This is a genomic window from Streptomyces sp. NPDC039609 (assembly GCF_055596705.1).
Window position 1 is genome coordinate 410,993 of the sequence record NZ_JBVIUJ010000007.1, and the last position, 24,017, is coordinate 435,009.

General features: G+C 71.5%; 21 protein-coding genes. 12 read left to right on the forward strand and 9 right to left on the reverse strand.

Annotated elements, in window-relative coordinates; translation table 11 throughout:
• The first annotated feature begins 172 nt into the window (after window positions 1–172).
• From nth to ACZ561_RS23120, 3 genes are all read left to right on the forward strand, one after another.
• Window positions 173–1,060 (forward strand): endonuclease III, encoded by an 888-nt coding sequence (gene nth / locus ACZ561_RS23110; protein ID WP_470998097.1) that lies wholly within the window; start codon window positions 173–175, stop codon window positions 1,058–1,060.
• A 105-nt stretch (window positions 1,061–1,165) separates the two neighbouring features.
• Window positions 1,166–1,891: an NUDIX hydrolase gene (locus ACZ561_RS23115; protein WP_470998102.1), complete on the forward strand. Its 726-nt coding sequence runs from the start codon at window positions 1,166–1,168 to the stop codon at window positions 1,889–1,891.
• A 54-nt stretch (window positions 1,892–1,945) separates the two neighbouring features.
• Window positions 1,946–3,145, forward strand: coding sequence for a MarP family serine protease (locus ACZ561_RS23120; protein WP_470998104.1), 1,200 nt, complete (start codon window positions 1,946–1,948; stop codon window positions 3,143–3,145).
• 18 nt (window positions 3,146–3,163) lie between these two features.
• On the opposite strand, the gene ACZ561_RS23125 is transcribed toward ACZ561_RS23120, so the two are convergent.
• The 6 genes from ACZ561_RS23125 to ACZ561_RS23150 form a co-directional block, all read right to left on the reverse strand.
• Window positions 3,164–3,352, reverse strand: coding sequence for a hypothetical protein (locus tag ACZ561_RS23125; RefSeq protein WP_329118948.1), 189 nt, complete (start codon window positions 3,350–3,352; stop codon window positions 3,164–3,166).
• A gap of 100 nt (window positions 3,353–3,452) precedes the next feature.
• Window positions 3,453–4,394, reverse strand: coding sequence for an alpha/beta fold hydrolase (locus ACZ561_RS23130; protein WP_376431264.1), 942 nt, complete (start codon window positions 4,392–4,394; stop codon window positions 3,453–3,455).
• Window positions 4,391–4,888: a phage holin family protein gene (locus ACZ561_RS23135; protein ID WP_470998107.1), complete on the reverse strand. Its 498-nt coding sequence runs from the start codon at window positions 4,886–4,888 to the stop codon at window positions 4,391–4,393. Before ACZ561_RS23135 ends, ACZ561_RS23130 begins: the two co-directional genes overlap by 4 nt.
• A 37-nt stretch (window positions 4,889–4,925) precedes the next feature.
• Window positions 4,926–6,329, reverse strand: a complete 1,404-nt coding sequence (gene nhaA, locus ACZ561_RS23140) for a Na+/H+ antiporter NhaA (RefSeq protein ID WP_470998109.1) — start codon at window positions 6,327–6,329, stop codon at window positions 4,926–4,928.
• A gap of 210 nt (window positions 6,330–6,539) precedes the next feature.
• On the reverse strand, window positions 6,540–8,495 hold the full coding sequence (gene acs, locus ACZ561_RS23145; protein ID WP_470998112.1) for an acetate--CoA ligase: 1,956 nt from the start codon (window positions 8,493–8,495) through the stop codon (window positions 6,540–6,542).
• A gap of 194 nt (window positions 8,496–8,689) precedes the next feature.
• Window positions 8,690–11,017, reverse strand: coding sequence for a bifunctional SulP family inorganic anion transporter/carbonic anhydrase (locus ACZ561_RS23150; RefSeq protein ID WP_470998116.1), 2,328 nt, complete (start codon window positions 11,015–11,017; stop codon window positions 8,690–8,692).
• 303 nt (window positions 11,018–11,320) lie between these two features.
• Between ACZ561_RS23150 and ACZ561_RS23155 the strand changes: the two genes are divergently transcribed.
• The gene (locus ACZ561_RS23155) at window positions 11,321–12,610 is read left to right on the forward strand and encodes a polysaccharide deacetylase family protein (RefSeq protein ID WP_470998120.1); all 1,290 of its coding nucleotides are present in this window, start codon (window positions 11,321–11,323) and stop codon (window positions 12,608–12,610) included.
• A 26-nt stretch (window positions 12,611–12,636) separates the two neighbouring features.
• Here the strand turns inward: ACZ561_RS23155 and ACZ561_RS23160 are convergent, their stop codons facing one another.
• On the reverse strand, window positions 12,637–13,623 hold the full coding sequence (locus ACZ561_RS23160) for an ATP-binding protein (RefSeq protein ID WP_470998123.1): 987 nt from the start codon (window positions 13,621–13,623) through the stop codon (window positions 12,637–12,639).
• Window positions 13,624–13,725: 102 nt separating this feature from the next.
• Between ACZ561_RS23160 and ACZ561_RS23165 the strand changes: the two genes are divergently transcribed.
• A complete protein-coding gene (locus ACZ561_RS23165; RefSeq protein WP_376431250.1) occupies window positions 13,726–14,553 on the forward strand; it encodes a Fic family protein in 828 nt (275 codons plus the stop codon).
• A 381-nt stretch (window positions 14,554–14,934) separates the two neighbouring features.
• Here the strand turns inward: ACZ561_RS23165 and ACZ561_RS23170 are convergent, their stop codons facing one another.
• On the reverse strand, window positions 14,935–15,801 hold the full coding sequence (locus ACZ561_RS23170; protein ID WP_376431248.1) for an HAD family hydrolase: 867 nt from the start codon (window positions 15,799–15,801) through the stop codon (window positions 14,935–14,937).
• A gap of 477 nt (window positions 15,802–16,278) precedes the next feature.
• Between ACZ561_RS23170 and ssd the strand changes: the two genes are divergently transcribed.
• The 7 genes from ssd to ACZ561_RS23205 all read left to right on the forward strand — a co-directional run bounded on the left by ssd (window position 16,279) and on the right by ACZ561_RS23205 (window position 21,595).
• On the forward strand, window positions 16,279–17,436 hold the full coding sequence (ssd, locus tag ACZ561_RS23175; RefSeq protein WP_470998128.1) for a septum site-determining protein Ssd: 1,158 nt from the start codon (window positions 16,279–16,281) through the stop codon (window positions 17,434–17,436).
• Window positions 17,433–18,614: a TadA family conjugal transfer-associated ATPase gene (locus ACZ561_RS23180; protein WP_470998131.1), complete on the forward strand. Its 1,182-nt coding sequence runs from the start codon at window positions 17,433–17,435 to the stop codon at window positions 18,612–18,614. The genes ssd and ACZ561_RS23180 overlap by 4 nt, the downstream gene beginning before the upstream one ends.
• Before the next feature lie 14 nt (window positions 18,615–18,628).
• Window positions 18,629–19,510, forward strand: coding sequence for a type II secretion system F family protein (locus ACZ561_RS23185; RefSeq protein WP_470998134.1), 882 nt, complete (start codon window positions 18,629–18,631; stop codon window positions 19,508–19,510).
• Window positions 19,511–19,569: 59 nt separating this feature from the next.
• Window positions 19,570–20,307 carry a type II secretion system F family protein gene (locus ACZ561_RS23190; RefSeq protein ID WP_470998584.1) on the forward strand — a complete coding sequence of 246 codons (738 nt, stop codon included), beginning with the start codon at window positions 19,570–19,572 and terminating at the stop codon, window positions 20,305–20,307.
• A 49-nt stretch (window positions 20,308–20,356) separates the two neighbouring features.
• Window positions 20,357–20,563 carry a DUF4244 domain-containing protein gene (locus tag ACZ561_RS23195; protein WP_470998137.1) on the forward strand — a complete coding sequence of 69 codons (207 nt, stop codon included), beginning with the start codon at window positions 20,357–20,359 and terminating at the stop codon, window positions 20,561–20,563.
• Complete coding sequence (locus tag ACZ561_RS23200) at window positions 20,550–20,909, forward strand: TadE family type IV pilus minor pilin (protein ID WP_376431238.1); 360 nt, start codon at window positions 20,550–20,552, stop codon at window positions 20,907–20,909. The genes ACZ561_RS23195 and ACZ561_RS23200 overlap by 14 nt, the downstream gene beginning before the upstream one ends.
• Window positions 20,910–21,253: 344 nt before the next feature.
• Window positions 21,254–21,595: an Rv3654c family TadE-like protein gene (locus ACZ561_RS23205; RefSeq protein WP_376431236.1), complete on the forward strand. Its 342-nt coding sequence runs from the start codon at window positions 21,254–21,256 to the stop codon at window positions 21,593–21,595.
• Here ACZ561_RS23205 and ACZ561_RS23210 read toward each other — a convergent pair.
• Window positions 21,537–24,014: a DEAD/DEAH box helicase gene (locus ACZ561_RS23210; protein WP_470998143.1), complete on the reverse strand. Its 2,478-nt coding sequence runs from the start codon at window positions 24,012–24,014 to the stop codon at window positions 21,537–21,539. The two genes, ACZ561_RS23205 and ACZ561_RS23210, sit on opposite strands and share 59 nt — an antisense overlap.
• Window positions 24,015–24,017 lie beyond the last annotated feature (3 nt).

The following is a 24,017-nucleotide window of genomic DNA, read 5'->3' on the forward strand; positions in this document are numbered from 1 at the left end:
ATCGGTCGTGCCCAGGGCGGATGTCGGTGGTGGCCCTTAGGCTGGCCGAGTGTCCAACTCGCCGGTGAGAGCGCAGGCCAAGGGGGCTGGAAGAGTGTCCGCCAAGGGTAATTCCGCTGTGGGCGAACAGGGTGCGCCGAAACAGGCGAATCCGGCAAAACGCCCAGCGAAGGTGACCTCCAAGGCCGCTTCGAAGACGGCGAAGCCCGCGGAGAAGGCCGCCGCGAAGACGTCGAAGGCCGCCGCGAAGACTCCGAAGCCCGCTCCGAAACCCGCGAAAGCGGAATCCCGGCTCGCGATGGTCCGCCGGGCCCGGAAGATCAACCGTGAGCTGGCCGAGGTCTTCCCGTACGCCCACCCCGAGCTGGACTTCCGGAATCCCTTCGAGCTGCTCGTCGCCACGGTCCTCTCCGCCCAGACCACCGACCTGCGGGTCAACCAGACCACCCCCGCGCTCTTCGCGGCGTACCCGACCCCCGAGGACCTGGCCGTCGCCGTCCCCGAGGAGGTCGAGGAGCTGATCCGGCCCACCGGCTTCTTCCGCGCCAAGACCAAGTCGATCATGGGCCTCGCCACGGCCCTCCGGGACGATTTCGGCGGCGAGGTCCCCGGCCGCCTCGACGACCTGGTGAAACTGCCCGGAGTGGGCCGTAAGACCGCTTTCGTCGTCCTCGGCAACGCCTTCGGCGTGCCTGGCATCACCGTCGACACCCACTTCATGCGCCTCGCCCGCCGCTGGAAGTGGACCGAGAGCGACGACCCGGTCAAGATCGAGGCGGAGATCGCCGAGATCTTCCCGAAGAGCGACTGGACGATGCTGTCCCACCGGGTGATCTTCCACGGCCGCCGGATCTGCCATGCCCGCAAGCCCGCCTGCGGCGCCTGCCCGATCGCCCCGCTCTGCCCGGCGTACGGAGAGGGCGAGACCGACCCGGAGAAGGCGCAGAAGCTCCTGAAGTACGAGAAGGGCGGCTTCCCCGGTCAGCGCCTCAACCCGCCCCCGGACTATCCGGGCCGCCCGGCCGCACCCGCCCCCGGCGTCGCCCCGGGAGCCGAGTGAGCCCAGCCGGCGGAGGGATCCCGGTGGGGCCGAGGGCGCCGAAGGATCCGATCCATGAGGGAACGAACCCACACACCGATCGCGTTGTGAACCACGGGGGTGCCTATGACGCGCACTGAAGAGACCGAAGCACACACCGGGGAAACGCCCCATGGCGTCGGGACCGGCGGCCTGCTCAGCCGGGACGGCCTGCCGGACTGGATCGCCCCCGTCGAGCGGGCCGCCCGCGCCGTCGCGCCCGAGCAGCTCAGCCGCTTCCTGCCGCCCGCCAGCGGCGCCGGCCGCCAGTCCGCCGTCCTGATCCTCTTCGGCGAGGGCGAGCGCGGCCCAGAGCTGCTGCTCATGGAGCGCTCCGGCTCCCTCCGCTCGCACGCCGGCCAGCCCTCCTTCCCCGGCGGCGCCCTCGACCCCGAGGACGGCGCCCCGGCCGACGGCGGCCTGCTGCGCGCCGCGCTGCGCGAAGCCGAGGAGGAGACCGGCCTCGACCCCTCCGGCGTCCAGCTCTTCGGCGTGCTCCCCCAGCTCTACATCCCGGTCAGCGGCTTCGTCGTCACCCCCGTGCTCGGCTGGTGGCGCACCCCCACCCCCGTCGGCGTGGTCGACCCCGCCGAGACCGCCCGGGTCTTCACCGTCCCCGTGGCGGATCTCACGGACCCCGCGAACCGCGCGACGACCGTCCACCCCAGCGGCCACGAGGGCCCGGGGTTCCTGGTCGCATCCGCTCTGGTCTGGGGTTTTACCGCCGGAGTGATCGACCGACTGCTTCACTTCGCAGGCTGGGAGAGACCGTGGGACCGGTCCAAGAAGGTCCCGCTCGACTGGCGCTCATGACAGGCTGACCTCCGGGCCGGGGCGACCGAAGACGAATCTGCGAGGCTATTGACGGTGAACGTGCTGGACATCCTGTTGCTGCTCGCCGCCGTGTGGTTCGCGATCATCGGTTACCGCCAGGGCTTCGTGGTCGGCATCCTGTCGGTCATCGGTTTCCTCGGCGGCGGCCTCGTCGCCGTCCTGCTGCTCCCGGTCGTCTGGGACTGGCTGACGAACAAGTCCGAGGTCTCCACCACGGCGACGGTCGTCTTCGTGATCGTGGTGATCGTCTGCGCCTCGGTCGGTCAGGCCTTCACCACCCACCTCGGGAACAAGCTGCGCCGGCACATCACCTGGTCACCGGCGCGCGCCCTGGACGCCACCGGCGGCGCGCTGGTCAACGTCGTCGCGATGCTGCTGGTCGCCTGGCTGCTCGGCTCCATCATCGCCCAGACATCGATGCCCACGGTGAGCAAGGAAGTACGCGACTCCAAGGTGCTCCTCGGAGTCGAACGGGTGATGCCCCATCAGGTCTCCACCTGGTTCACGAACTTCACCTCCACCCTCGCCCAGAACGGCTTCCCGCAGGTCTTCAGCCCGTTCGCCAACGAGCCCATCACGGAGGTCCGGCCCCCGGACCCGGCGCTCGCCGGCAGCCCGGTCGCCGCCCGCGCCCAGCGCTCCATCGTCAAGGTCGTCGGTACGGCGCCGAGCTGCGGCAAGGTCCTCGAAGGCACGGGCTTCGTCTTCTCCGACCGCCGTGTGATGACCAACGCCCATGTCGTCGGAGGGGTGGACGAGCCCACCGTCCAGATCGGCGGCGAGGGCAAGCTGTACGACGCGAAGGTCGTCCTCTACGACTGGGCGCGCGACATCGCCGTCCTGGACGTGCCGGATCTCGACGCCGAGCCCCTGCAGTTCACCGACGCGGACGCCCGCAGCGGCGACAACGCCATCGTCGCGGGCTTCCCCGAGAACGGCTCGTACGACGTCCGCTCGGCGCGCGTCCGGGGCCGTATCAACGCCAAGGGCCCGGACATCTACCACCGTGGCGAGGTCCGCAGGGATGTCTACTCCCTGTACGCGACGGTCCGTCAGGGCAACTCCGGAGGCCCGCTCCTCACCGCTGACGGCAAGGTGTACGGCGTGATCTTCGCCCGTTCGCTCGATGACGCGAACACCGGCTACGCGCTGACGGCCGACGAGATCCGGGACGACATCATCCAGGGCCGCGCGGCCAACCAGCAGGTGGACAGCCAGGGGTGCGCTCTGTAGCCGAACGGGCGATCGCGGTCAGTCCCGGGTGTGCCTGAGCCTGGCCGAGACCCAGCGGGCCCGGCGGCGCAGGATGCGCGGGATCCCCATCCCCTGCACGGGATGCGAGCGTCCCTGCTCCTGCGGGCCACCCCTCTCGCGAGAGCTCGACCCAGCGGTCGAGCGGCGGTTGCGTGCTGTGTCACCGTAGTCGTGCGTCCAGCCCATACCCCGACGTCTGCCCGTGGCCCAAGGTCGGTAATCGCCCAGGGGCCCGCCAATTGGAGTATGTCTCGGGCACATGGCCGTTCGTAGAACGGGAGTCCGGTCAGCGGTCGGGCTCGGGGTCCTTGAGCCAGTTGATGAGCTCCGTGGAGAACGCCACCGGGTCCTCCTCGTGCGGGAAGTGCCCCAAGCCGTCGAAGAGTCGCCAGCGGTACGGCGCCTCCACGTACTCCCCGGAGCCCGCCGCGCTGCGCGTGCGCATCGCCGGGTCCATCGAGCCGTGAAGGTGCAGGGTGGGTACCCGCACCGGGCGCTTCATACGCCGGTTGAACTGGATTCCGTCCGGCCGCGCCAGGGACCGCACCATCCACCGGTACGGCTCGATCGAGCAGTGCGCCGTCGACGGGATGCACATCGCCCGCCGGTACACCGCGATCGCCTCCTCGTCCGGCAGCCCGGGGCCCGACCAGTCCTCGATCAGCTTCCCCACCAGCGCCCCCTCGTCCGCGACGAGCTGACGCTCCGGCAGCCACGGGCGCTGGAAGCCCCATACGTACGAACCCGCCCGCGACTGCGAGAAGTCGGAGAGCATCGCCGAGCGCCAGCGGCGCGGGTGCGGCATCGAGGAGACCGCGAGCCGGCGGACCAGCTTCGGCCGCATCACGGCCGCGGTCCAGGCGAGATAGCCGCCCAGGTCATGGCCGACCAGCGCCGCGTCCGGCTCGCCGAGGGAGCGGACGACGCCGGTGATGTCGAGCGCCAGGTTGGCGGGGTCGTAACCCCGGGGCGTGCGGTCGCTGCCGCCCACGCCCCGCAGGTCCATCGCCACGGCCCGGAAGCCCGCCTCGGCGAGAGCAGGCAGCTGATGGCGCCAGGTCCACCAGAACTGCGGGAAGCCGTGCAGCAGCAGCACGAGCGGGCCGTCGCCCATCTCCGCGATGTGGAAGCGCGCGCCATTGGCGGCCACGTCGCGATGGGTCCACGGGCCGTCGATCCGTACGGGACTGCCGTTGCCGCTGCCGTTGCTGCTCTCAGGGACGGTCATGCAGACGAGCGTCCCACAGCGGCGGCCTTCTCCTGGACCGCGGCCGGCAGCTCCGCCCGAACGGGGCGGGGGTGCGGCTTGGCGTTCTGCAGGACCAAGGCGGTCTGCTTCGCCGAGGCGATGGACTTCTCCGGCGGCTTGACCTTCTTGAACTTGGCGTAGGCGAGCAGCCCCAGCAGCCCCGCCAGCAGCACGTTCGCCGCGAAGGAGAGCAGGAAGCACCAGGCGAGGTTCCAGCCGCCCTCGCCGTTGTGGCCGCCGGTCCACGTGTTGATGCCGTAGGCCAGCGCGAAGCTCAGCATGGGCAGCGAGAAGAGGAGCACCGTGGCGGCGGCCGTCCCGGCCGCGCCGCCGATGGCGCCCCGCTTGACGTCCTGCCGGATCTCCGCTTTGGCCAGGGCGATCTCGTCGTGCACCAGCGCGGACATCTCGGCTGTCGCCGAGGCGACCAGCTGACCGAGGCTGCGCTCGGTTCCGTTGACCGGGTCGCTCATCGCTGCTCCCTCTTCTCTTCTACGGTCCGACCTCAGATCATGCCGGACTGTCGTCGCCGTCGCGCGATGCCCCCGCCAGTTGGGCGCGCTCGCGATGCTCCGCGGCCTTCCTCTCGTAGATCTCGGCCATCCGGAGGTGGTACTCCGGGTTGTCCTGTTCGTACATGTCGGGGATGCCGTCCTCGTCCTCGTCGCGTTCCTCGTCCGCCAGCAGGGCCTGGTACTTCCGCACCCGCAGCTTGAGCAGAACCGTCGCGAGCACGGCGGCCGTCAGCGAGCCGATCAGGACAGCCGCCTTGACCTCCGCCATGAGGGTGGGGTCGTCCTCGAAGGCAAGCTCGCCGATGAGGAGCGAGACGGTGAAGCCGATGCCGGCGAGTGAGGCGACGGCGAGGACGTCCGGCCAGGCCAGATCCTCGTTGAGCTCCGCCCTGGTGAAGCGGGCCGCCAGCCAGGTGCCGCCGAAGATTCCCACGGTCTTGCCGACCACCAGGCCGAGGATGACACCGAGGGTGACGGGGTTGGTGGAGATGTCGGCGATGGTCTTCCCGCTGATGCTGACACCGGCCGAGAACAGGGCGAACAGAGGCACGGCCAGCCCGGCGGAGACCGGCCGGACCAGATGCTCGATGTGCTCGCCGGGGGACTGCTCCTCGCCTTCGCGCCTCGTGCAGCGCAGCATCAGGCCCATGGCGACGCCCGCGATGGTGGCGTGGATGCCGCTGTTGTACATCAGGCCCCAGATCACCAGGGCGAGCGGGACGTAGAAGTACCAGCCGCGGACGCCCTTGCGCAGGAGCAGCCAGAAGACGGCGAGGCCGATGAAGGCGCCGCCGAGCGCGGCGAAGTTCAGGTCGCTGGTGAAGAAGACCGCGATGATCAGGATCGCGAAGAGGTCGTCGACGACGGCCAGGGTGAGCAGGAACGCCCGGAGCGCGGATGGGAGCGAGGTCCCGATCACGGCGAGGACGGCGAGCGCGAAGGCGATGTCGGTCGCAGTGGGCACGGCCCAGCCGGTCATCGAACCGTCGCCGATGAGGTTGACGAGGGCGTAGACGCCCGCGGGTACGGCCATGCCGCATATCGCGGCGATGACGGGCAGGGCGGCGGCCTTGGGGTCGCGCAGTTCGCCCGCGACGAGCTCCCGCTTGAGCTCGATGCCGGCGACGAAGAAGAAGATCGCGAGGAGGCCGTCGGCCGCCCAGTGCTGGATCGAGAGGTCGAGCCCGAGCGCCTCGGGGCCGATGTGGAAGTTCTGTACCGTCGTGTAGCTCTCGTTGATGGGGGTGTTGGCCCAGACGATGGCGGCGATCGCGGCCACGAGCAGCAGCACGCCACCGACGGTCTCGGCGCGCAGCGCGTCGGCGACGAACTGCCGCTCGGGCAGTGACAGGCGGCCGAGGAACTTGCGGTCGGTGGGGGTGGGCGCAGGCGCGGGCACGGTAGGCGACCTCCGGTCGGTTGGGCACGACACAGCACATGCCGACCAGACTTCCCGGCGCACCTAAGTATTTCTGTCGCGTCTCTGACGCGATCTTTACTTTACCTAACAAGCTGGGACTGTGTCCGGTGACCGTCACTTTAGGTGGATATGAACGAAGGCGCCCACCCCAGATGACCTGGAGTGGGCGCCCGAACGAGCCGTGAGCCGTCAGTCCTCGCTGGAGGCAGCCGGCAGCTTCGTCTGGATGAGGTCCATGACGGACGAGTCCGTCAGCGTCGTGACGTCTCCCAGCTCCCGGTTCTCCGCCACGTCCCGCAGCAACCGCCGCATGATCTTCCCGGACCGCGTCTTAGGCAGCTCCGCCACCGGCAGCACACGCTTCGGCTTCGCGATCGGGCCGAGCGTCGTGCCGACGTGGTTGCGCAGCTCCGCGACGAGCCCCTCGTCCTCGCTGGCCGTACCCCGCAGGATCACGAAGGCGACGATCGCCTGGCCGGTCGTCTCGTCCGCTGCGCCGACCACCGCCGCCTCGGCGACGGCCGGGTGCGAGACGAGCGCGGACTCGACTTCGGTGGTGGAGATGTTGTGCCCGGAGACGAGCATGACGTCGTCGACCCGGCCGAGCAGCCAGATGTCGCCGTCCTCGTCCTTCTTCGCGCCGTCGCCTGCGAAGTACTTGCCCTCGAAGCGCGACCAGTACGTGTCGAGGAAGCGCTGGTCGTCGCCCCAGATGGTGCGCAGCATCGACGGCCACGGCTCGGTCAGGACCAGGTAGCCGCCGCCGCCGTTCGGCACCTCGTTCGCCTCGTCGTCGACGACGGTGGCGGAGATGCCGGGAAGCGGGCGCTGGGCCGAACCCGGCTTCGTCTCGGTGACACCCGGCAGCGGCGAGATCATCATCGCGCCGGTCTCGGTCTGCCACCAGGTGTCCACGATCGGGGTGGCGCCGGCGCCGATGTGCTCGCGGTACCAGATCCACGCCTCGGGGTTGATCGGCTCGCCGACCGAGCCGAGGACGCGCAGCGACGACAGGTCGAACTTCGCGGGGATGTCGTCGCCCCACTTCATGAACGTGCGGATCGCGGTCGGCGCCGTGTAGAGGATCGTGACGCCGTACTTCTGGATGATCTCCCAGAAGCGGCCCTGGTGCGGGGTGTCCGGGGTGCCCTCGTACATGACCTGCGTCGCGCCGTTGGCCAGCGGTCCGTAGGTGATGTACGAGTGTCCGGTCACCCAGCCGATGTCGGCGGTGCACCAGTAGACGTCGGTCTCCGGCTTGAGGTCGAAGACGGCCTGGTGGGTGTACGCGGCCTGGGTGAGGTAGCCGCCGGAGGTGTGCAGGATGCCCTTGGGCTTACCCGTCGTACCGGAGGTGTACAGGATGAAGAGCGGGTGCTCGGCCTCGAACGCCTCGGGGGTGTGCTCGGCGGACTGGCGGGCGACGATGTCGTCCCACCACACGTCCCGGCCCTCGGTCCACGCCACGTCCTGGCCCGTGCGGCGTACGACCAGGACGTTGCTCACGCGGTCCACGCGGGCGAGGGCCTCGTCGACGGCGGGCTTGAGGGCGCTCGGCTTGCCGCGGCGGTAGCCGCCGTCGGCGGTGATCACCAGCTTGGCGTCGGCGTCCTCGATGCGGGTGGCGATGGCATCGGCGGAGAAGCCGCCGAAGACCACGGAGTGCGCGGCGCCGATGCGGGCGCAGGCCAGCATCGAGACGACGGCCTCGGGGATCATCGGGAGGTAGATGGCCACCCGGTCGCCCTTGGTGACGCCCAGCTCGGTCAGGGCGTTGGCGGCCCGGGAGACCTCGTCCTTGAGCTCGGCGTAGGTGATGGCCCGGCCGTCGCCCGGCTCCCCCTCGAAGTGGATGGCGACGCGGTCGCCGTTCCCGGCCTCGACGTGCCGGTCGACGCAGTTGTACGCCACATTGAGCCTGCCGTCGGCGAACCACTTGGCGAACGGCGGGTTCGACCAGTCGAGGGTCTCGGTCGGCTCTGTGGCCCAGGTGAGCCGCTTCGCCTGCTCGGCCCAGAAGCCAAGCCTGTCCGCCGCGGCCTGCTCGTACGCCTCCGCCGTCACGTTGGCGTGCGCGGCCAGCTCGGCCGGCGGCGCGAACCGCCGCTCTTCCTTCAAGAGGTTGGCCAGGCTTTCGTTGCTCACGACATCTCCCTTTCCCAGGGCGTCCTATGTGCCTATGTGTCCCGCGTCATAGCTCATCAGTCAGATGCCCGGGTGACAAGAGTCTCCAGGGAATTGGTTTAGACCTGTGAGGTGGCGGGCGTGCGGTGGCCCCTCCCTCCCGAGCGGTGGGAAGAAGGGGCCACACAGTCTCACGGACGCTCGGACGGGAAGGTTCAGGACGCGCGGGCTTCCGCCCGCTCCACGATCATGGTCGGGGGGACCCGGTCGAAGACATCGTCGTAGCGGTGCTGTTCGTCCGGCCCGGCCAGCAGATACGCCTGGGCCTCGCCCACATGGAAGTACATCCCGTGCAGTGTGAGCGTCCCGTCGGCGAGCCGTCGCGCGACCGCGTCGTACGCCCGCAGATGCTCCAACTGCTGGACCACATTGGTCAGACACAGCTGCTCGACCGCGTCGGCCGGCAGCCTCCCCGAGATCCGCGCCCAGGCGTGTCTGCGGCTCGCCATCCGCTCCAGACTGGGCAGTCCGTACCGCAGCCAGCGCCGCAACGGGGTCGGTGGGTCGTCCGGCGTGCTGCCCAGCAGGGCCTGCATCGCCCCGCAGCCGGAGTGCCCGCAGACGGTGATCGACTGCACCCGCAGGATCTCCACCGCGTACTCGATCGCCGCCGCCACCGAGTCGTCCCCGCTCTCCTCGCCGGGCAGCGGAACGAGATTGCCCACGTTCCGTACGGTGAAGAGGTCGCCGGGGCCGCTGGAGGTGATCATGCTCGTCACGAGGCGGGAGTCGGCGCAGGTGAGGAAGAGCTGGGAGGGGCTCTGGCCCTCACGCGCGAGGCGCGCCAGCTCGTCGCGCACCAGCGGCGCCGTGTTGCGCTGGAACTTCCCGATGCCACTCGCCAGTTGATGCCCGGTCGCGCGGCGCGTCACGTCGGCCGGCGGGTGCTGGCCGCAGTGGTGGTTGCGCCAGGGCGTCCAGGGGCGGCAGCAGGCGTGGGACTCGGAGGTCGGTTCCGTGATCCGGGCGCCGGAGGGGCCGGTGATCTCCACCGCACCGCCGTGCCGCGCATAGCCCGACTGCCAGTCGTGCAGCGTCTCGTACGCGGCATGGTCCATGAAGGATCCGTCCAGTTCGACGACCACTCGGCCTCCCGGGGGCAGTTGGTGCAGGGCCCGGCTCAGCCGGGGTACGGCGAGGAAGGTCAGCTGTCCGCGGACGCGCACCAGATGGCGGCCGACGTGCTCCTCGAGGGTGATGCGGGTCTTGGCGAGGCGGTGCATCGCGACCGCGACGGCCACCGCGATCCCGAGCGCGACGCCCTCCAGGATGCCGATGAGCACGACACCGCTCAGCGTCACCGCGTACACGAGGACCTCGCGGTGCCGGGTGACGCTGCGGATGTGGGTGATGCTCACCATCTGGACGCCGACCACCATCACGAGGGCGGCGAGCGCGGGCAGCGGGATCAGGTCGAGGACCGGCACGAGGAGGAGCGCGGCCAGCACGATCCACAGGCCGTGCAGCATCGTGGAATGGCGGCTCACGGCGCCCGCGGAGACATTGGCGACGCTGCGCACCGCGACGCCCGCCACCGGCAGCCCGCCGAGCGCGCCGGAGACGATGTTGGCCGCTCCCTGCCCCGCGAGCTCCCGGTCGAGACGGGAGCGGGGCACGCTGAACCCGTGGTCGGCGCGGGCGGCCACCAGCTTGTCGACGGCGACGGCGGAGAGCAGCGACTGCACACTGGTGACCAGCGTGATGGTGAGGACGCCGGCCGCAAGGCCGAGGAGCGGTCCCTCCGGCAGCCCGGGCAGGGCGTGGCTGCTCCAGGAGGGCAGGTCGACGCGGGGGACGGCGAGCCCGGCGAGCGCGGCCAGGGCCGTCGCCGCGGCCACGGCGGCGAGTGCCCCCGGAATCCTCCGTACGAACCGGCCGGCGCGTCCGGGCAGCCGGGGCCAGATCAGCAGGACGGCGACCGTCAGCGCGCTGACGAGCAGCGCGACCGGATGGAGGTCGGCCAACTGGGCGGGCAGTCCGAGGACGTTGTCCACGGCGGAGCTCTGCGGGGTGCCGCCGAGGACGATGTGAAGTTGGGCGAGCGCGATGGTGGCGCCGATGCCGGCGATCATCCCGTGCACGATCGCGGGGGAGACCGCGAGGGCGGAGCGGGCCACGCGCAGGGCGGCGAGGCCGAGTTGGGCGAGTCCGGCGAGGACGGTGATGGCGCAGGTGGTGCGCCAGCCGTACCGCTGGATCAGCTCGGCGGTGACCACCGTGAGGCCCGCGGCGGGGCCGCTGACCTGGAGCGGCGCCCCGCCGATCCGGCCGGCGACGATGCCGCCGACGGCGGCTGCCACGAGGCCGGCCTGGAGCGGGGCTCCGGTGGCCAGTGCGATGCCGAGCGAGAGCGGCAGCGCGATCAGGAAGACGGAGATTGATGCGGACAGGTCGGCGCCCGCGATGCGGAAGCGGCGCCCGACGGGTGGCGGGCTGTGCGGACGGTGGGTGGGTGTACGGCGGATGGGTGTGAATACGGTCATTGGTTCCCGTCTCCTCCGGGGCGGCGCGGTCGCGGCTCGTGCGGGACGAACGTGGGGTCGCGGCCGTGGGTCACGGCGTGCAGCGGCGGGATTCCGAGCGCGGATCCTCATCACGAGTATCAACACTCAGTAAACGGATCGTAATGCAGAGTAAAGACTGCGGCACTATTTTCGGGGCAAATGGGGCAATGATTCACCGGTTCCGGTGATTAGTACTCATAGTTCAGCTTGTCGTTTCATCTTTCCGGCGGTCGTGGTGCGACGTTGACGCCGCTCGCATCGAACCCGAGGAGAGGTGGGCGGATGACAGCCGCCGGGAGAAGAACCACTGCCCGCACCAGGACGCTCGCCGTCGGCGCTTTCGCCGGCGCGCTGATCACCGGTCTCGCCGGTTGCTCGGATTCGGGCAAGCCGGCATCGAGTCAGGGCGCGCCGGGCGCGAAGGAACGCCCCGCCGCGGCCCCGCAGAACGCGGTGCGCCTGATCGGCGACGGCTCCACCGCCTTCACCGGCGTCCAGCCGAACCAGCCGGTCTGGAAGAAGCTGAAGCCGGGCGAAAAGCCCCCGCAGTTCGTGGTCTTCTCCTGGGACGGCGCGGGCGAGGACAGCCAGAAGCTCTTCTCCCACTTCCGCAAGGTGGGCAAGAAATACGACGCGACGATGACGTACTTCCTCAGCGGCGTCTATCTGCTGCCCGAGGAGAAGCGCAAGCTCTACGACCCGCCGCAGCACAACGCCGGCAGCTCGGAGATCGGCTTCAACGACACCGAGGGCATCCGCGACACGGTCCGTGAGCTGCGCGGAGCCTGGCAGGAGGGCAACGAGGTCGGCACGCACTTCAACGGCCACTTCTGCGGGCCGGAGAGCGGTGTCGGCAACTGGTCGGTCGAGGACTGGAAGAGCGAGATCCGCCAGGCCAAGTCCTTTGTGAAGAACTGGAAGACGAACGCCGGCCTGAAGGCCGAGCAGCCGCTCCCCTTCGACTACGACAAGGAGCTGGTCGGCGCCCGCACGCCGTGCCTGGAGGGCCGCGAGAACTTCGTCAAGGCCGCGTCCGAGCTGGGCTTCCGTTACGACACCAGTGGCGTCAACGACCAGATCTGGCCCGAGAAGGACCACGGCCTGTGGGACCTGTCGATGCACCTGGTCCCGGTGCCCGGCCGGGCGTTCCAGACCCTCTCCATGGACTACAACTTCATGGTCAACCAGTCGGGCGGCAAGACCCAGGGAGACCCGGCCATGCACGATTACTGGGGCGACCAGATGCGTGACGGTCTGGTGCAGGCCTTCAACCGCTCGTACCACGGCAACCGGGCGCCGGTGATCATCGGCAACCACTTCGAGTCCTGGAACGGCGGCACGTACATGCGCGCCATCGAGGAGACCATCGCCACGGTCTGCGTCCAGAAGGACGTGAAGTGTGTGTCCTTCCGCCAGCTCGCGGACTGGCTGGACGCACAGGACCCGGCGGTGATCGCGAAGATGCGGACCCTGAAGGTCGGCGAGGCCCCGAAGGGCGGCTGGGAGACCTTCCTGGCCTCCCGGCCCCTGACGTCGTCCTCACCGGCGGTGAAGCAGGCTGAACGACCCTGACGCCCCTTCGGTGGCTGCCGGTGCTTTCAGCTGGGTTGGGGAACGGCGTATCGCTCGCTGAGCACGAACTCGGGGTCGACCTGCGCCGCCAGGTCGACCCCGGTCTTCACGTTGCCCCAGCTCTCCGCGTTGCGGAGGTGGAAGTGGACCATCTGGCGCGTGTAGCGCTCCCAGTCGCGGTGGGCGTACGAGTCGTCCGCCGCGTTCTGGAGGGCCTGGAGCGCCATCCGGTTGTCCGCCTCCAGGAGTTCGAAGCGGGACGGGCGGCCCTTCTCCATCCCCCGGACCCAGTCCGAGTGGCCGACCGTCACCAGCAGGTCGTCCCCCACCTCGGCACGCAGGAAGTCCACGTCGTCCGGGCCCTGCACCTTGTTGCCGACGACCTTGAGCGCGACGCCGAAGTCCCGCGCGTACTCCTTGTACTGGCGGTAGACCGAGACGCCCTTGCGGGTCGGCTCGGCGACCAGGAACGTCATGTCGAAACGGGTGAACATCCCGGAGGCGAAGGAGTCCGAGCCGGCCGTCATGTCGACGACGACGTACTCGTCCTCCCCGTCGACCAGGTGGTTCAGGCACAGCTCCACCGCGCCGACCTTGGAGTGGTAGCAGGACACCCCGAGATCCGACTCGGTGAACGGTCCCGTCGCCATCAGCCGGATGTCGCCGTCGTCGAGCCGCACGGTCCGGGCGCACGCCTCGTACACCGGGTTGTCCTCGCGGACCCGCAGCAGCCGCGAACCCTCTCCAGGCGGGGTCGTCTTGATCATCGTGTCGGCGGAGGCGATCCGTGGGTTGGAGCCCCGCAGGTACTCCTTGATCAGCGGCAGGTGCGCGCCCATCGCGGGCAGCGTCGCCGCCTCGGTTTCGTCGAGACCCAGCGCGGCCCCGAGATGTTGGTTGATGTCGGCGTCCACCGCGACGACGGGGGCTTCATTGGCGGCGAGGTGGCGGATGAAGAGCGAGGACAGCGTGGTCTTCCCGCTGCCGCCCTTCCCTACGAAAGCGATCTTCATGTTCACCTAGCGTAGTGCCATGATCGCGGTGTGTGGTCAAGGTGCGTGAAGAAGACCACTCCAACGTGGGGCGGCGGCCAAGGGCGCGTAGCCTCCCTACTTATGAGTACGCACGCCTCTGACCCCCTGGCCGCCCTCGGTTCCCTGCCGGGCGTCGCCGATTCGGTGGACTCCGTACGCAAGGCCGTAGACCGGGTCTATGGGCACCGCGTGATGCGGCGCCGCAGCAACGAGATCACCTCCGAGGCGGCTCTGCGCGGCGCGCGGGGTTCGGCCGCGCTCTCCGGCGCCGACTGGGCGCTGGAGGAGGTCCGCCGGCGGACGGACTTCGGCGGGGACGCCGAGGCGCGGACGGTGGGCGCGGCCCTGCGGCTGGGCGCCGAGGCCGGTCAGCTGCTCTCCATCTGGCGCCAGTCGCCGCTGCGGGTGCTGGCCCGGCTGCACCTGGTCGCGGTGGGCGACACCGCCGACTTCGGGGACTCCGTCGGTAGGCCCCGGCAGGCCGGCGAGGCGGTCGACGAGCCGCTGATCGAGGCGCCGCTGCCGGACCCGGCCGAGGTCGCGGGCCGGCTCGACGGGCTCTCGGAGCTGATCATCGCCGGTGGTACGGCCCCGGCGCTGGTGACGGCGGCCGTGGTGCACGGTGAACTGCTCGCGCTGCGGCCGTTCACCTCGTACAACGGGCTGATCGCGCGGGCCGCCGAGCGAATCGTACTGATCGGCAGCGGGCTGGACCCGAAGTCCATCTGTCCGGCCGAGGTCGGACACGCCGAGCAGGGGCGTGCCGCGTACGTCGCGGCATTCGACGGGTATCTCTCCGGGACTCCGGAGGGCATGGCGGCCTGGATCGCCCACTGCGGGCGGGCCGTGGAGCTGGGTGTCCGGGAGTCGACGGCGGTGTGTGAGGCGCTCCAGCGCGGCGCTGCCTAGGCGATGCGGCGCCGGGGGTCTCCCGGGGGTCTCCCGGGCGTCTTCCAGGGATCTCGCGGTGATCTCGTGGGCCCTCGGGAAACGTCCCGGAACAGGGTTGCGGCGGTACCAGTCCTGGTACCGCCGCTGGCACGTCTGCCGAGTTACCAAGCGTCCTCGATATGTGCCCATCAGGCGGGGAACTTTGCCCGTCGCCTGGTGCGGCTGGCCCGTAATCGACGGGTCGACGTCGCGTGGGTGCTCAGCTTCTGTGCATGGTCCGTGGGGCCTTCTTGCTCAACAGGTGATCCTCTCGGATGTCCTAGGTCTCGCGGGCCTGATTCCTTTCTACTCCTGTCGGATGGGATGCGAAAGTCCTGGCTGCACTTCTTTACTTTCGTATCAAATCCGGGCAAAACGATCGGCGAGGGCGGCCTGTCGTCGACGGTTGGCGTACCAGACGAGTCCGGCGGTCGCGGCGGCCGCGCCGACGGCGGCCGCCGCCACGAGCGCGGGGCGCGGCGGCATCCGGAACGCGGGCAGGCGCTGCTTGAGGCGGACCGGCTTCTCGAAGGCCAGGATCGGCCAGTCCCGGGTCGTGGCCTCGCGGCGGAGCGTCCGGTCGGGGTTCACCGCATAGGGGTGGCCCACGGCCTCCAGCATCGGTACGTCGGTCGCCGAGTCGCTGTACGCGTAGCAGCGGGAGAGGTCGTAGCCCTCCGACTCCGCGAGCTCCCGGACCGCCTCGGCCTTGGTGGGTCCGTAGGCGTAGTACTCCACCTCCCCGGTGAAGCAGCCGTCGTCGCCGACGACCATCCGAGTGGCGACGACTCGGTCGGCGCCCAGCATCTCGCCGATCGGCTCCACCACCTCGGCGCCCGAGGTCGAGACGATCACGACATCACGGCCGGCGGCGTGGTGCTGCTCGATGAGCGAGGCCGCCTCGTCGTAGATGATCGGGTCGATCAGCTCATGCAGGGTCTCGGCGACAAGCTCCTTGACCTGCGAGACGTTCCAGCCTTTGCAGAGCGCGGAAAGATATTCGCGCATCCGCTCCATCTGATCGTGGTCGGCGCCGCCCACGAGGAAGACGAACTGGATGTAGGCAGTCCGTAGGACGGCGCGGCGGTTGATCAGTCCGCCTTGGTAGAAGGACTTGCTGAAGGTCAGCGTCGACGACTTCGCAATGACCGTCTTGTCCAGGTCAAAGAAGGCGGCTGTGCGCGGCAACGAGTGGTTTTCCACGAGGCGAGCATAGGTGCCCGCCATTCGGCGTACGCTCGGGCGTGTGGGTTTGCCTGAGAAGGCTCTCGGGTACACCATGGAAGTCACGGATCGTTCGCGACCGTGCTAACCCGGTCCGGCTCCTCCCCCCCCCGAGTCGGCCGGAGAGACGACCCCCGCTCTCCCCCCCGGCGGGGGTCGTCGCATGTCCGGACGCGTTTTCGCGTGCTGGATCCTCATGTCTCCCCCTCCCGTCGGCCGTGTGGCCGCCGCTGCGTGATGCCCTCGTTTCGTCACTCAGCGTAGTGGATGGGCTGCTCTCCGGGCATCCCTGGTATGGGGCACGGGGATATTCACAACCGGTGAGTTATCCACAGTTTTTGAGCAAGATCCACAAGATTTCCGGGATGGCGCCACGGTGATTCCCGCCGCGAACTCCGCGGTTGGAAGGAATCACCGATCTCGGCCGTGCGACCGGCGCGGACGGGATCACACGGACAGGGGGCGTCTGCTGTGGCGGGAATGTCGACTTTCACAACTTCCGAAGGTTCCAGGACCGCGAGGTCCATCGGCTCATCCGGAGCGCCGGACGGGGAGAGGGCCGACGGGGGGCACCGGGCCGGGCCGTTGATCGTGACCGAGGATCTGACGCTGCTCGACGATCTGTTGCGGCTGTGCGCCGCGGCGGGGGCCGAGCCCGAGGTGCACCACACCGTGCCGGAACAGCGTGCGAGCTGGGCCGACGCCCCGCTCGTCCTGGTCGGCGACGACGCGGCGGCCCGTTGCCGCGGGGCCGCCCGCAGGCCAGGCGTGATCCTTGTCGGCCGGGGCGCCGAGGGCCGCGAGGACCCCGAAGTGTGGCGGCGGGCCGTCGAGATCGGCGCCGACGGCGTGCTGCGGCTGCCGGACGCCGAGAGCTGGCTCGTCGACCGGATCGCCGACGCGGCCGAGGGTGCCGGGAAGCAGGCGCTGACCGTGGGCGTCATCGGTGGACGCGGCGGCGCCGGCGCCTCGACGCTGGCCTGCGCCCTCGCGCTGGCCGCCGCAAGGACCGGGCGGCGCACCCTGCTCGTGGACGGCGACCCGCTCGGCGGCGGACTCGACGTCCTGCTCGGCGGAGAGCGAGTCGAAGGCAGGCGATGGCCCGACTTCGCCGCCTCCAAGGGGCGAGTGGCGGGCGGAGCCCTGGAGGAGTCGCTGCCCTCGGTGCGCGGACTGCGCGTGCTCAGCTGGGACCGGGGGGACTCGGTTCTGGTACCGCCCGAGGCGATGCGCTCGGTGCTCGCCGCGGCGCGCAGGCGCGGCGGGATCGTCGTCGTGGATCTGCCCCGCCGGGTCGACGCGGCGGTGACCGAGGCGCTGGCGCAGCTGGACCTCGGACTTCTCGTCGTCCCCGGCGAGTTGCGGGCCGTCGCTGCCGCGCAGCGGGTCGCCACCCACGCGGGGCGGGTCGTGCGCGATCTGCGCGCGGTGGTGCGCGGTCCTTACGCTCCCGGGCTCGACGAGCAGTGGGTCGCGGACGCGCTGCGGCTGCCGCTCGCCGGAGAACTGCCGCACGATCCCGGCCTCCTGGCCGCCGTGGACGGCGGCGCGCCGCCGGGCGGCGAGGCCCGGGGTGCGCTCGGCCGATTCTGTGCGGAGTTCTGGACGCGTGCCCTGACCCCGGACGGGGCGTCATGAGCACCGGGGCGCCCATGGGCGGTGCGGTCGGCGGTGCGGGGCTTCTGGAGGCCGTGCGGCAACGGCTCGCGGAGAGCGGTGCCGAGCCGACGCCCGCACGGGTCGCGGCTGCGTTGCGGGCCCAGGGGCGGCTGCTCGGAGACGCGGAAGTTCTGGGTGCGGCCGAGACCTTGCGGTGCGAACTCGTCGGCACAGGCCCGCTGGAACCGCTGCTCGCCGATCCCGCCGTCACCGATGTGCTCGTCTCCGCACCTGACCGGGTCTGGCTCGACCGGGGCACCGGTCTCGAACTCACCGAGGTCCGCTTCGCGGACGCGCCGTCCGTACGCCGACTGGCACAGCGGCTCGCGGCGGTGGCCGGCAGGCGCCTGGACGACGCCCGGCCCTGGGTGGACGCCCGTCTGCCCGACGGGACCCGGATGCACGCCGTGCTCCCGCCGGTGGCGGTCGGCTCGACGTGTCTGTCGCTGCGGGTGGTGCGGCCGCGGGCCTTCTCCGTGGGCGAGTTGACCGCGGCGGGCACGGTCCCGCCGGGCGGGGAGCGGATCCTGCGGGCGCTGATCGAGGCCCGGGTCTCCTATCTGATCTCCGGCGGCACGGGCTCGGGAAAGACGACACTCCTTTCCACTCTGCTCGGCCTGGTCGGCGAGCGGGAGCGGATCGTCCTGGCCGAGGACTCGGCCGAACTGCGGCCCGACCACCCGCATGTGGTCCGCCTGGAGGCGCGCCCGGCGAACCAGGAGGGTGCAGGTCTGGTGACCCTTCGGGACCTGGTCCGGCAGGCGCTGCGGATGCGGCCCGACCGGCTGGTCGTCGGCGAGGTCCGCGGCGGGGAGGCGGTCGATCTGCTGGCCGCCCTCAACACGGGCCATGAAGGCGGCTCGGGAACGCTCCACGCCAACACGGCGGCCGACGTGCCTGCCCGCCTCGAAGCCCTCGGGACGGCGGCGGGCCTCGACCGGGCGGCGCTGCACAGCCAGTTGGGTGCCGGACTCTCGGCGGTGCTGCATCTCGTACGGGACCGGGCGGGGCGACGGCGGATCGCCGAGATCCATGTCCTGGAGAGGGACCGGGAGGGGCTTGTGGTGACCGTGCCCGCGCTGCGTTGGGGAGCCGGCGGGTTCGAGCAGGACCGGGGCTGGGGGCGGCTGCGGTCGCTGATCGGGGGCGAGTGGTGAGCGGGGAGCAGTGGGTGCTTGTGCAGGGCGCGGCGGCGCTGTGCGCCGGGGCGGCGATCTGGCGGCTGGCCGAGCGGGAGCGGGGGCTGCGCAGGTCGCGGCTGGTGCTGGCGGACGGGGGCGCTCCGGGGACCCTCGGGGCCCTGGGGGCTTCGGGGCGGGGGTTCGCATCGTTTCGGTCGGTGGGCGAGCGGTGGTGGGCCGTGGTGCGGGCGCGGCGGGCCTGGCTGTGTCTGCCCGTCGCCGCGGTCCTTGCGCTCGTCGGGGAGTCGCCGCTGCCGTTGGTTGCCGGAGCGCTCGCGGTGCCGCTGGTGGGGCGCAGGCTGCGTGCGGCGGCGCTCCGCAAGGAGCGGGAGGCGCGGTCCGACGCGGTCGTGGCCCTGTGCGGTGTGGTCGCGGGTGAGCTGAGAGCCGGCCGACAGCCCCCACAGGCGCTGCTCTTCGCGGTCGGGGCGACCAAGGCGCTCGGGTCGGCGGAGGAGGCGGAGGTCCTCGCGGCCGCCCGGTTCGGTGGGGACGTGGCGGGGGCGTTGCGACGGGCGGCGCGCCAGGACGGTGGAGACGGTCTGGCCGGCCTGGCGGCCTGCTGGCAGGTCGCGGTGGACGGCGGCGCGGGGCTGGCCGCGGGACTCGACCGACTGGAGGCCGCGCTCAGGGACCGCCGGGACCAGCGGGAACGGCTGAGGGCCCAACTGGCCGGAGCCTGGGCGACGGTGACTGTCCTGGCCGTGCTCCCGGCGGTGGGGCTCGTGCTCGGTGCGGCACTGGGCGCGCGGCCGCTGCACGTGCTGTTGCACACGCCGGTGGGGCTCGTGTGTCTGGCCGTCGGCGGCGCCCTGGAAGCGGCCGGTCTGGGGTGGGCGGCGCGGATCGTGAGAGGCGGGGAGCGGGCGTGAGCGGACCGACGGGACTGGCGGGACTCGTGAGGCTGGATGAGTTCGTCCACAGGCTGGGGATGGTGATTGCGGTGACCGGCCTGATCGTCTGGGCCGCCTGGACCGTGGTCGACCGACGGCATCGACGGCGCACGCGCAAGCGGATCGCGGCGTTGTTGGCCACCGAGTTGGAGCGGCGAGGACGGCGCGGGATCGGACTTCCGCCCCGGCTGCGCGGCTGGGTGGGGCCGCTGCTGGCGGCGGTCGTGGGCTGGGCGCTGATCGGTGGCCCGGCCGGCCTCCTGGCGGGCGGCGCCACCGGCTGGGGAGTACGACACTTCCGTGCCCGCCGAGCCCATGCGACGGGCGACGACGGGGAGGCCCTGCGGCAGCTCCCGCTCGCGGCCGACTTGTTGGCGGCCTGCGCGTCGGCCGGAGCGGGGCCCGGCGAGGCGGCGGAGGCGGTGGGACGGTCGCTGGGCGGACCGGTCGGCGAGCGGTTGGCCCGGACAGCGGCGGAGCTCCGTCTGGGCGGCGAACCGGCCGACGTGTGGCGGAGGTTCGGCGCGATACCCGGCGCCGAGGGCCTCGCCCGCTGCATGGAACGGGCCGGCTCCTCCGGGGCACCCGCCGCGGGGGCCGTCTCGAAACACGCGGCCGACCTGCGGGCCGAGCGCGCACGGAAGGCGGCGGCCCGGGCGCAGCGTGCGCAGGTGCTGATCACCGCGCCCGTGGGGCTCTGCTTCCTGCCCGCCTTCCTGGCGGTGGGGGTGGCTCCGGTGGTGATCGGCCTCGCCGGCGGCCTGCTGCGGCACTGATCGAACACGAACACGAACACGACCGACAGAACGAACACGACGACAGCACATGGGGGTTGGCATGAAGAGGATCAGCGCATGGTGGCGGGCCCGACGGACGGCTCGGAGCGATGCGGGAATGACCACGTCCGAGTACGCGATGGGGACGATCGCGGCCGCGGCCTTCGCGGCCGTGCTGTACAAGATCGTGACCAGTGGCGGGGTCTCAGGGGCCCTGGAGTCCGTGATCGGGAAGGCGCTCGATGCGCCGTTCTGAGGACCGGGGCGCGGTGACCGTGGAGGCGGCGATGGCCCTGCCGGCCCTGGTGGTGTTCACCATGGCCCTGGTCTGGGCGCTCGCCGCGGCGGCGGCGCAGATCCAGTGTGTGGACGCGGCGCGGGCCGGGGCACGGGCGGTGGCCCGGTCGGAGCCGGTGGCCGGTGCCGAGGCGGCGGCCCGGGCCGCCGCGCCGGAGGGGGCCAGGGTCGGCGTCACCCGTTCGGGCGAGCTGTGGCGGGTGACTGTGGAGGTACCGGCCCCGGGGCCCGGCGGGATGGGGCTCACCCTGCGCGCCGGGGCGGCAGCGCTCGCCGAGGACACGGTGGGGGTGGCGGCGTCATGAGCAGGGCAGAGACGGGCGTGACCTGCAGGACGACGGGGACGGGAGGGGCCGATAGGACGAGCAGGACGGGCGGGGCGAGCAGGACCGGTGGGGCGAGCAGGACCGGTGGGGCGAGCGGGGGCGATAGGACGAGCAGGACCGGTGGGGCGAGTGGGGTCGATAGGACGAGCAGGACGGCCAGGACGGGCGGGGTCGGAAGAGCGGCCGGAACGGATGAGGCGGGCGGGGCTGGCGGAGCGGCCGGAACCGCTGAGGCGGGCGGGGTCGACAGGACGAGCAGGACGGCCCGGGTGGGCGGGGCCGGCAGGGCCTGGAGGGCGGCTGTCGGGTGGGGTGACCGGGGGATGGCGACGGTGTGGACCGCGTTCGCGGCCTGCGTCCTGTGTGTGGTGTTCGGGGCGGTGCTCGCGCTGGGGCAGGCGGTCGCGGCCCGGCATCGCGCGGGCGGGGCCGCGGACCTGGCGGCGCTCGCCGCGGCCGACCGGGCCCTGTGGGGCGAGGAGGCCGCCTGCGCGGCGGCCGCCCGGGTGGCGGGTGCGCAGGGCGCGGCCGTGCTGCGGTGCTCCCTGCGGGGCGACATCGCGGACGTGACCGCGGCGGTGCGCCTGGGGCCCTACGCGCCGACGGTCAGGGCCCGGGCGGGGCCTCCTGAGGCTCTTCCGGGGCTTCCCGCAGCAGTTCCGTGAGGAGGCGCACGGCGCCGCGCTTGTGGAGCGGGTCGTTGCCGTTGCCGCACTTGGGCGACTGGATGCAGGAGGGGCAGCCCGCCTCGCACTCGCAGGAGGCGATCGCCTCGCGGGTGGCCGAAAGCCACGCGCGGGCGGTGTGGAAGGCCCGCTCGGCGAAGCCGGCGCCACCCGGATGGCCGTCGTAGACGAAGACGGTGGGCAGCAGCGTGTCGGGGTGGAGCGGGACCGAGACCCCGCCGATGTCCCAGCGGTCGCAGGTGGCGAAGAGCGGCAGCATGCCGATCGAGGCGTGCTCGGCGGCGTGCAGAGCGCCCCCGAGGATCTCCGGATTGATCCGGGCCGCATCCAGCTGGTCCTCGGTGACCGTCCACCACACGGCCCGGGTGCGCAGGGTGCGGGGCGGCAGGTCGAGCTTGGTCTCGCCGAGGACCTCGCCCGTGATGAGACGGCGGCGCAGGTAGGAGACGACCTGGTTGGTGACCTCCACGGAGCCGTAGCAGAGGCGGCCGGATCCCCAGGGGATCTCGATGTCGGTTTCGAGGACGGAGATGGAGGTGGTGTCCCGGGCGGTGGTGGAGTACGGCGGACTTGCCTCCTCGACCAGGGCCACGGAGTCCTTCAGGTCGAGGGTCTTCACCAGGTAGGTGCGGCCCTGATGGAGGTGGACGGCGCCGTCGTGGACGGCGGTGTGGGAGGCGGCCTCGTCGACCGTGCCGAGGAGGCGGCCGGTGGCGGCCTCCACGATCTGGACGGGGCTGCCGCCCCCGCCCCGGATATCGGTCAGGTCGGCGGCCCGCTCACGGCGGGTCCAGTACCAGCCGGTGGAGCGCTTGCGCAGGAGGCCGGCGGCCTCCAGCTGGGGCAGCAGTTCGGGGACGGCCGGGCCGAAGAGCGCCAGGTCGGCGTCGGTCAGCGGGAGCTCCGCGGCGGCGGCGCACAGATGGGGGGCGAGGACGTACGGGTTGTCGGGGTCCAGGACTGTCGACTCGACCGGCTGCTGGAACAGGGCCTCGGGGTGGTGGACCAGGAAGGTGTCCAGCGGGTCGTCGCGGGCGACCAGGATCGCCAGGGCGCCCTCGCCGGAGCGGCCGGCGCGGCCCGCCTGCTGCCACAGGGAGGCCCGTGTGCCCGGGTAGCCGGCGATCACCACGGCGTCCAGGCCCGAGACGTCCACGCCCAGCTCCAGGGCGGTCGTGGCGGCCAGGCCCAGCAGCTCGCCCGAGTGCAGGGCGCGCTCCAGGGCGCGGCGCTCCTCGGGCAGGTAGCCACCACGGTAGGCGGCGACCCGGCGGGCGAGGGAGCGGTCGACCTCGGCGAGGCGCTCCTGGGCGATGACCGAGATCAGCTCGGCGCCGCGCCGGGAGCGGACGAAGGCGACCGAGCGGACGCCCTGGACGGTCAGGTCGGTCAGCAGGTCGGCGGTCTCGGCGGTGGCCGTGCGGCGCACCGGGGCGCCCTGCTCGCCGTGGAGCTCGGTCAGCGGCGGCTCCCAGAGGGCGAAGACCAGCTCGCCGTGCGGGGAGGCGTCGTCGGAGACCTCCGAGACCGGCAGGCCGGTCAGTCGGCCGGCGGCCAGGGCGGGCTCGGCCGAGGTGGCCGAGGCGAGGAGGAAGACGGGATCCGCGCCGTACCGGGCGCAGACACGCCGAAGGCGGCGCAGCACCTGGGCGACGTGGGAGCCGAAGACGCCCCGGTAGGTGTGGCACTCGTCGATCACGACGAAGCGCAGGGAGCGCAGGAAGGAGGACCACCTGGGGTGGGACGGGAGTATGCCCCGGTGCAGCATGTCGGGATTGGTCAGCACGTAGTTCGCGTACTGGCGGACCCATTCGCGCTCCCCGACCGGCGTGTCGCCGTCGTAGACGGCAGGCCGGATCCGGTTGCCGAGCGGGGCGGCCAGCTCGCGTACGGCGCGGCGCTGGTCGGCGGCGAGGGCCTTGGTGGGCGCCAGGTACAGGGCGGTGGTGCCCCGGCCGTTCGCGGCCTCGGAGCCGTCCAGGAGCGTGGACAGGACGGGTGCGAGATAGGCCAGCGACTTGCCCGAGGCGGTGCCGGTCGAGATCACCACGGATTCGCCGTCCAGGGCGTGCTCGGCGGCCTCTGCCTGGTGAGCCCAGGGGTGCTCGATGCCCGCCGTCTGGATCGCGCCGATCACTTCCGGCCGGATGCGATGCGGCCAGACGGCATGGCGACCCTCCCGGGCGGGCAAGTGCTCCGTATGAGTGATGCGCGCGGCCCGGCTCTCGCCCGAGGAGAGCCGGTCGAGGATCATGCCGGGAGAGGGGCGGCTGCCCATGTCCCCGGCAGGTCGACTGGGGCGGTGATTCTTGGCCATCGGCACCGAGTGTGTCACTGGCGTGACGGACAATGCTCCCAAGGCGTCGTGCATGGCTGCTGGTAAGTGATTGAATGCCATCGC

Coding starts and splice junctions, on each gene's coding strand:
- ACZ561_RS23115 (WP_470998102.1), top strand. CDS start 1,166: ATGACGCGCACTGAAGAGACCGAAGCACACACCGGGGAAACGCCCCAT.
- ACZ561_RS23125 (WP_329118948.1), bottom strand. CDS start 3,352: ATGGGCTGGACGCACGACTACGGTGACACAGCACGCAACCGCCGCTCG.
- ACZ561_RS23130 (WP_376431264.1), bottom strand. CDS start 4,394: ATGACCGTCCCTGAGAGCAGCAACGGCAGCGGCAACGGCAGTCCCGTA.
- ACZ561_RS23135 (WP_470998107.1), bottom strand. CDS start 4,888: ATGAGCGACCCGGTCAACGGAACCGAGCGCAGCCTCGGTCAGCTGGTC.
- ACZ561_RS23150 (WP_470998116.1), bottom strand. CDS start 11,017: ATGACCGTATTCACACCCATCCGCCGTACACCCACCCACCGTCCGCAC.
- ACZ561_RS23155 (WP_470998120.1), top strand. CDS start 11,321: ATGACAGCCGCCGGGAGAAGAACCACTGCCCGCACCAGGACGCTCGCC.
- ACZ561_RS23160 (WP_470998123.1), bottom strand. CDS start 13,623: ATGAAGATCGCTTTCGTAGGGAAGGGCGGCAGCGGGAAGACCACGCTG.
- ACZ561_RS23165 (WP_376431250.1), top strand. CDS start 13,726: ATGAGTACGCACGCCTCTGACCCCCTGGCCGCCCTCGGTTCCCTGCCG.
- ACZ561_RS23170 (WP_376431248.1), bottom strand. CDS start 15,801: ATGGCGGGCACCTATGCTCGCCTCGTGGAAAACCACTCGTTGCCGCGC.
- ssd (WP_470998128.1), top strand. CDS start 16,279: ATGTCGACTTTCACAACTTCCGAAGGTTCCAGGACCGCGAGGTCCATC.
- ACZ561_RS23180 (WP_470998131.1), top strand. CDS start 17,433: ATGAGCACCGGGGCGCCCATGGGCGGTGCGGTCGGCGGTGCGGGGCTT.
- ACZ561_RS23190 (WP_470998584.1), top strand. CDS start 19,570: ATGGTGATTGCGGTGACCGGCCTGATCGTCTGGGCCGCCTGGACCGTG.
- ACZ561_RS23195 (WP_470998137.1), top strand. CDS start 20,357: ATGGGGGTTGGCATGAAGAGGATCAGCGCATGGTGGCGGGCCCGACGG.
- ACZ561_RS23200 (WP_376431238.1), top strand. CDS start 20,550: ATGCGCCGTTCTGAGGACCGGGGCGCGGTGACCGTGGAGGCGGCGATG.
- ACZ561_RS23205 (WP_376431236.1), top strand. CDS start 21,254: ATGGCGACGGTGTGGACCGCGTTCGCGGCCTGCGTCCTGTGTGTGGTG.
- ACZ561_RS23210 (WP_470998143.1), bottom strand. CDS start 24,014: ATGGCATTCAATCACTTACCAGCAGCCATGCACGACGCCTTGGGAGCA.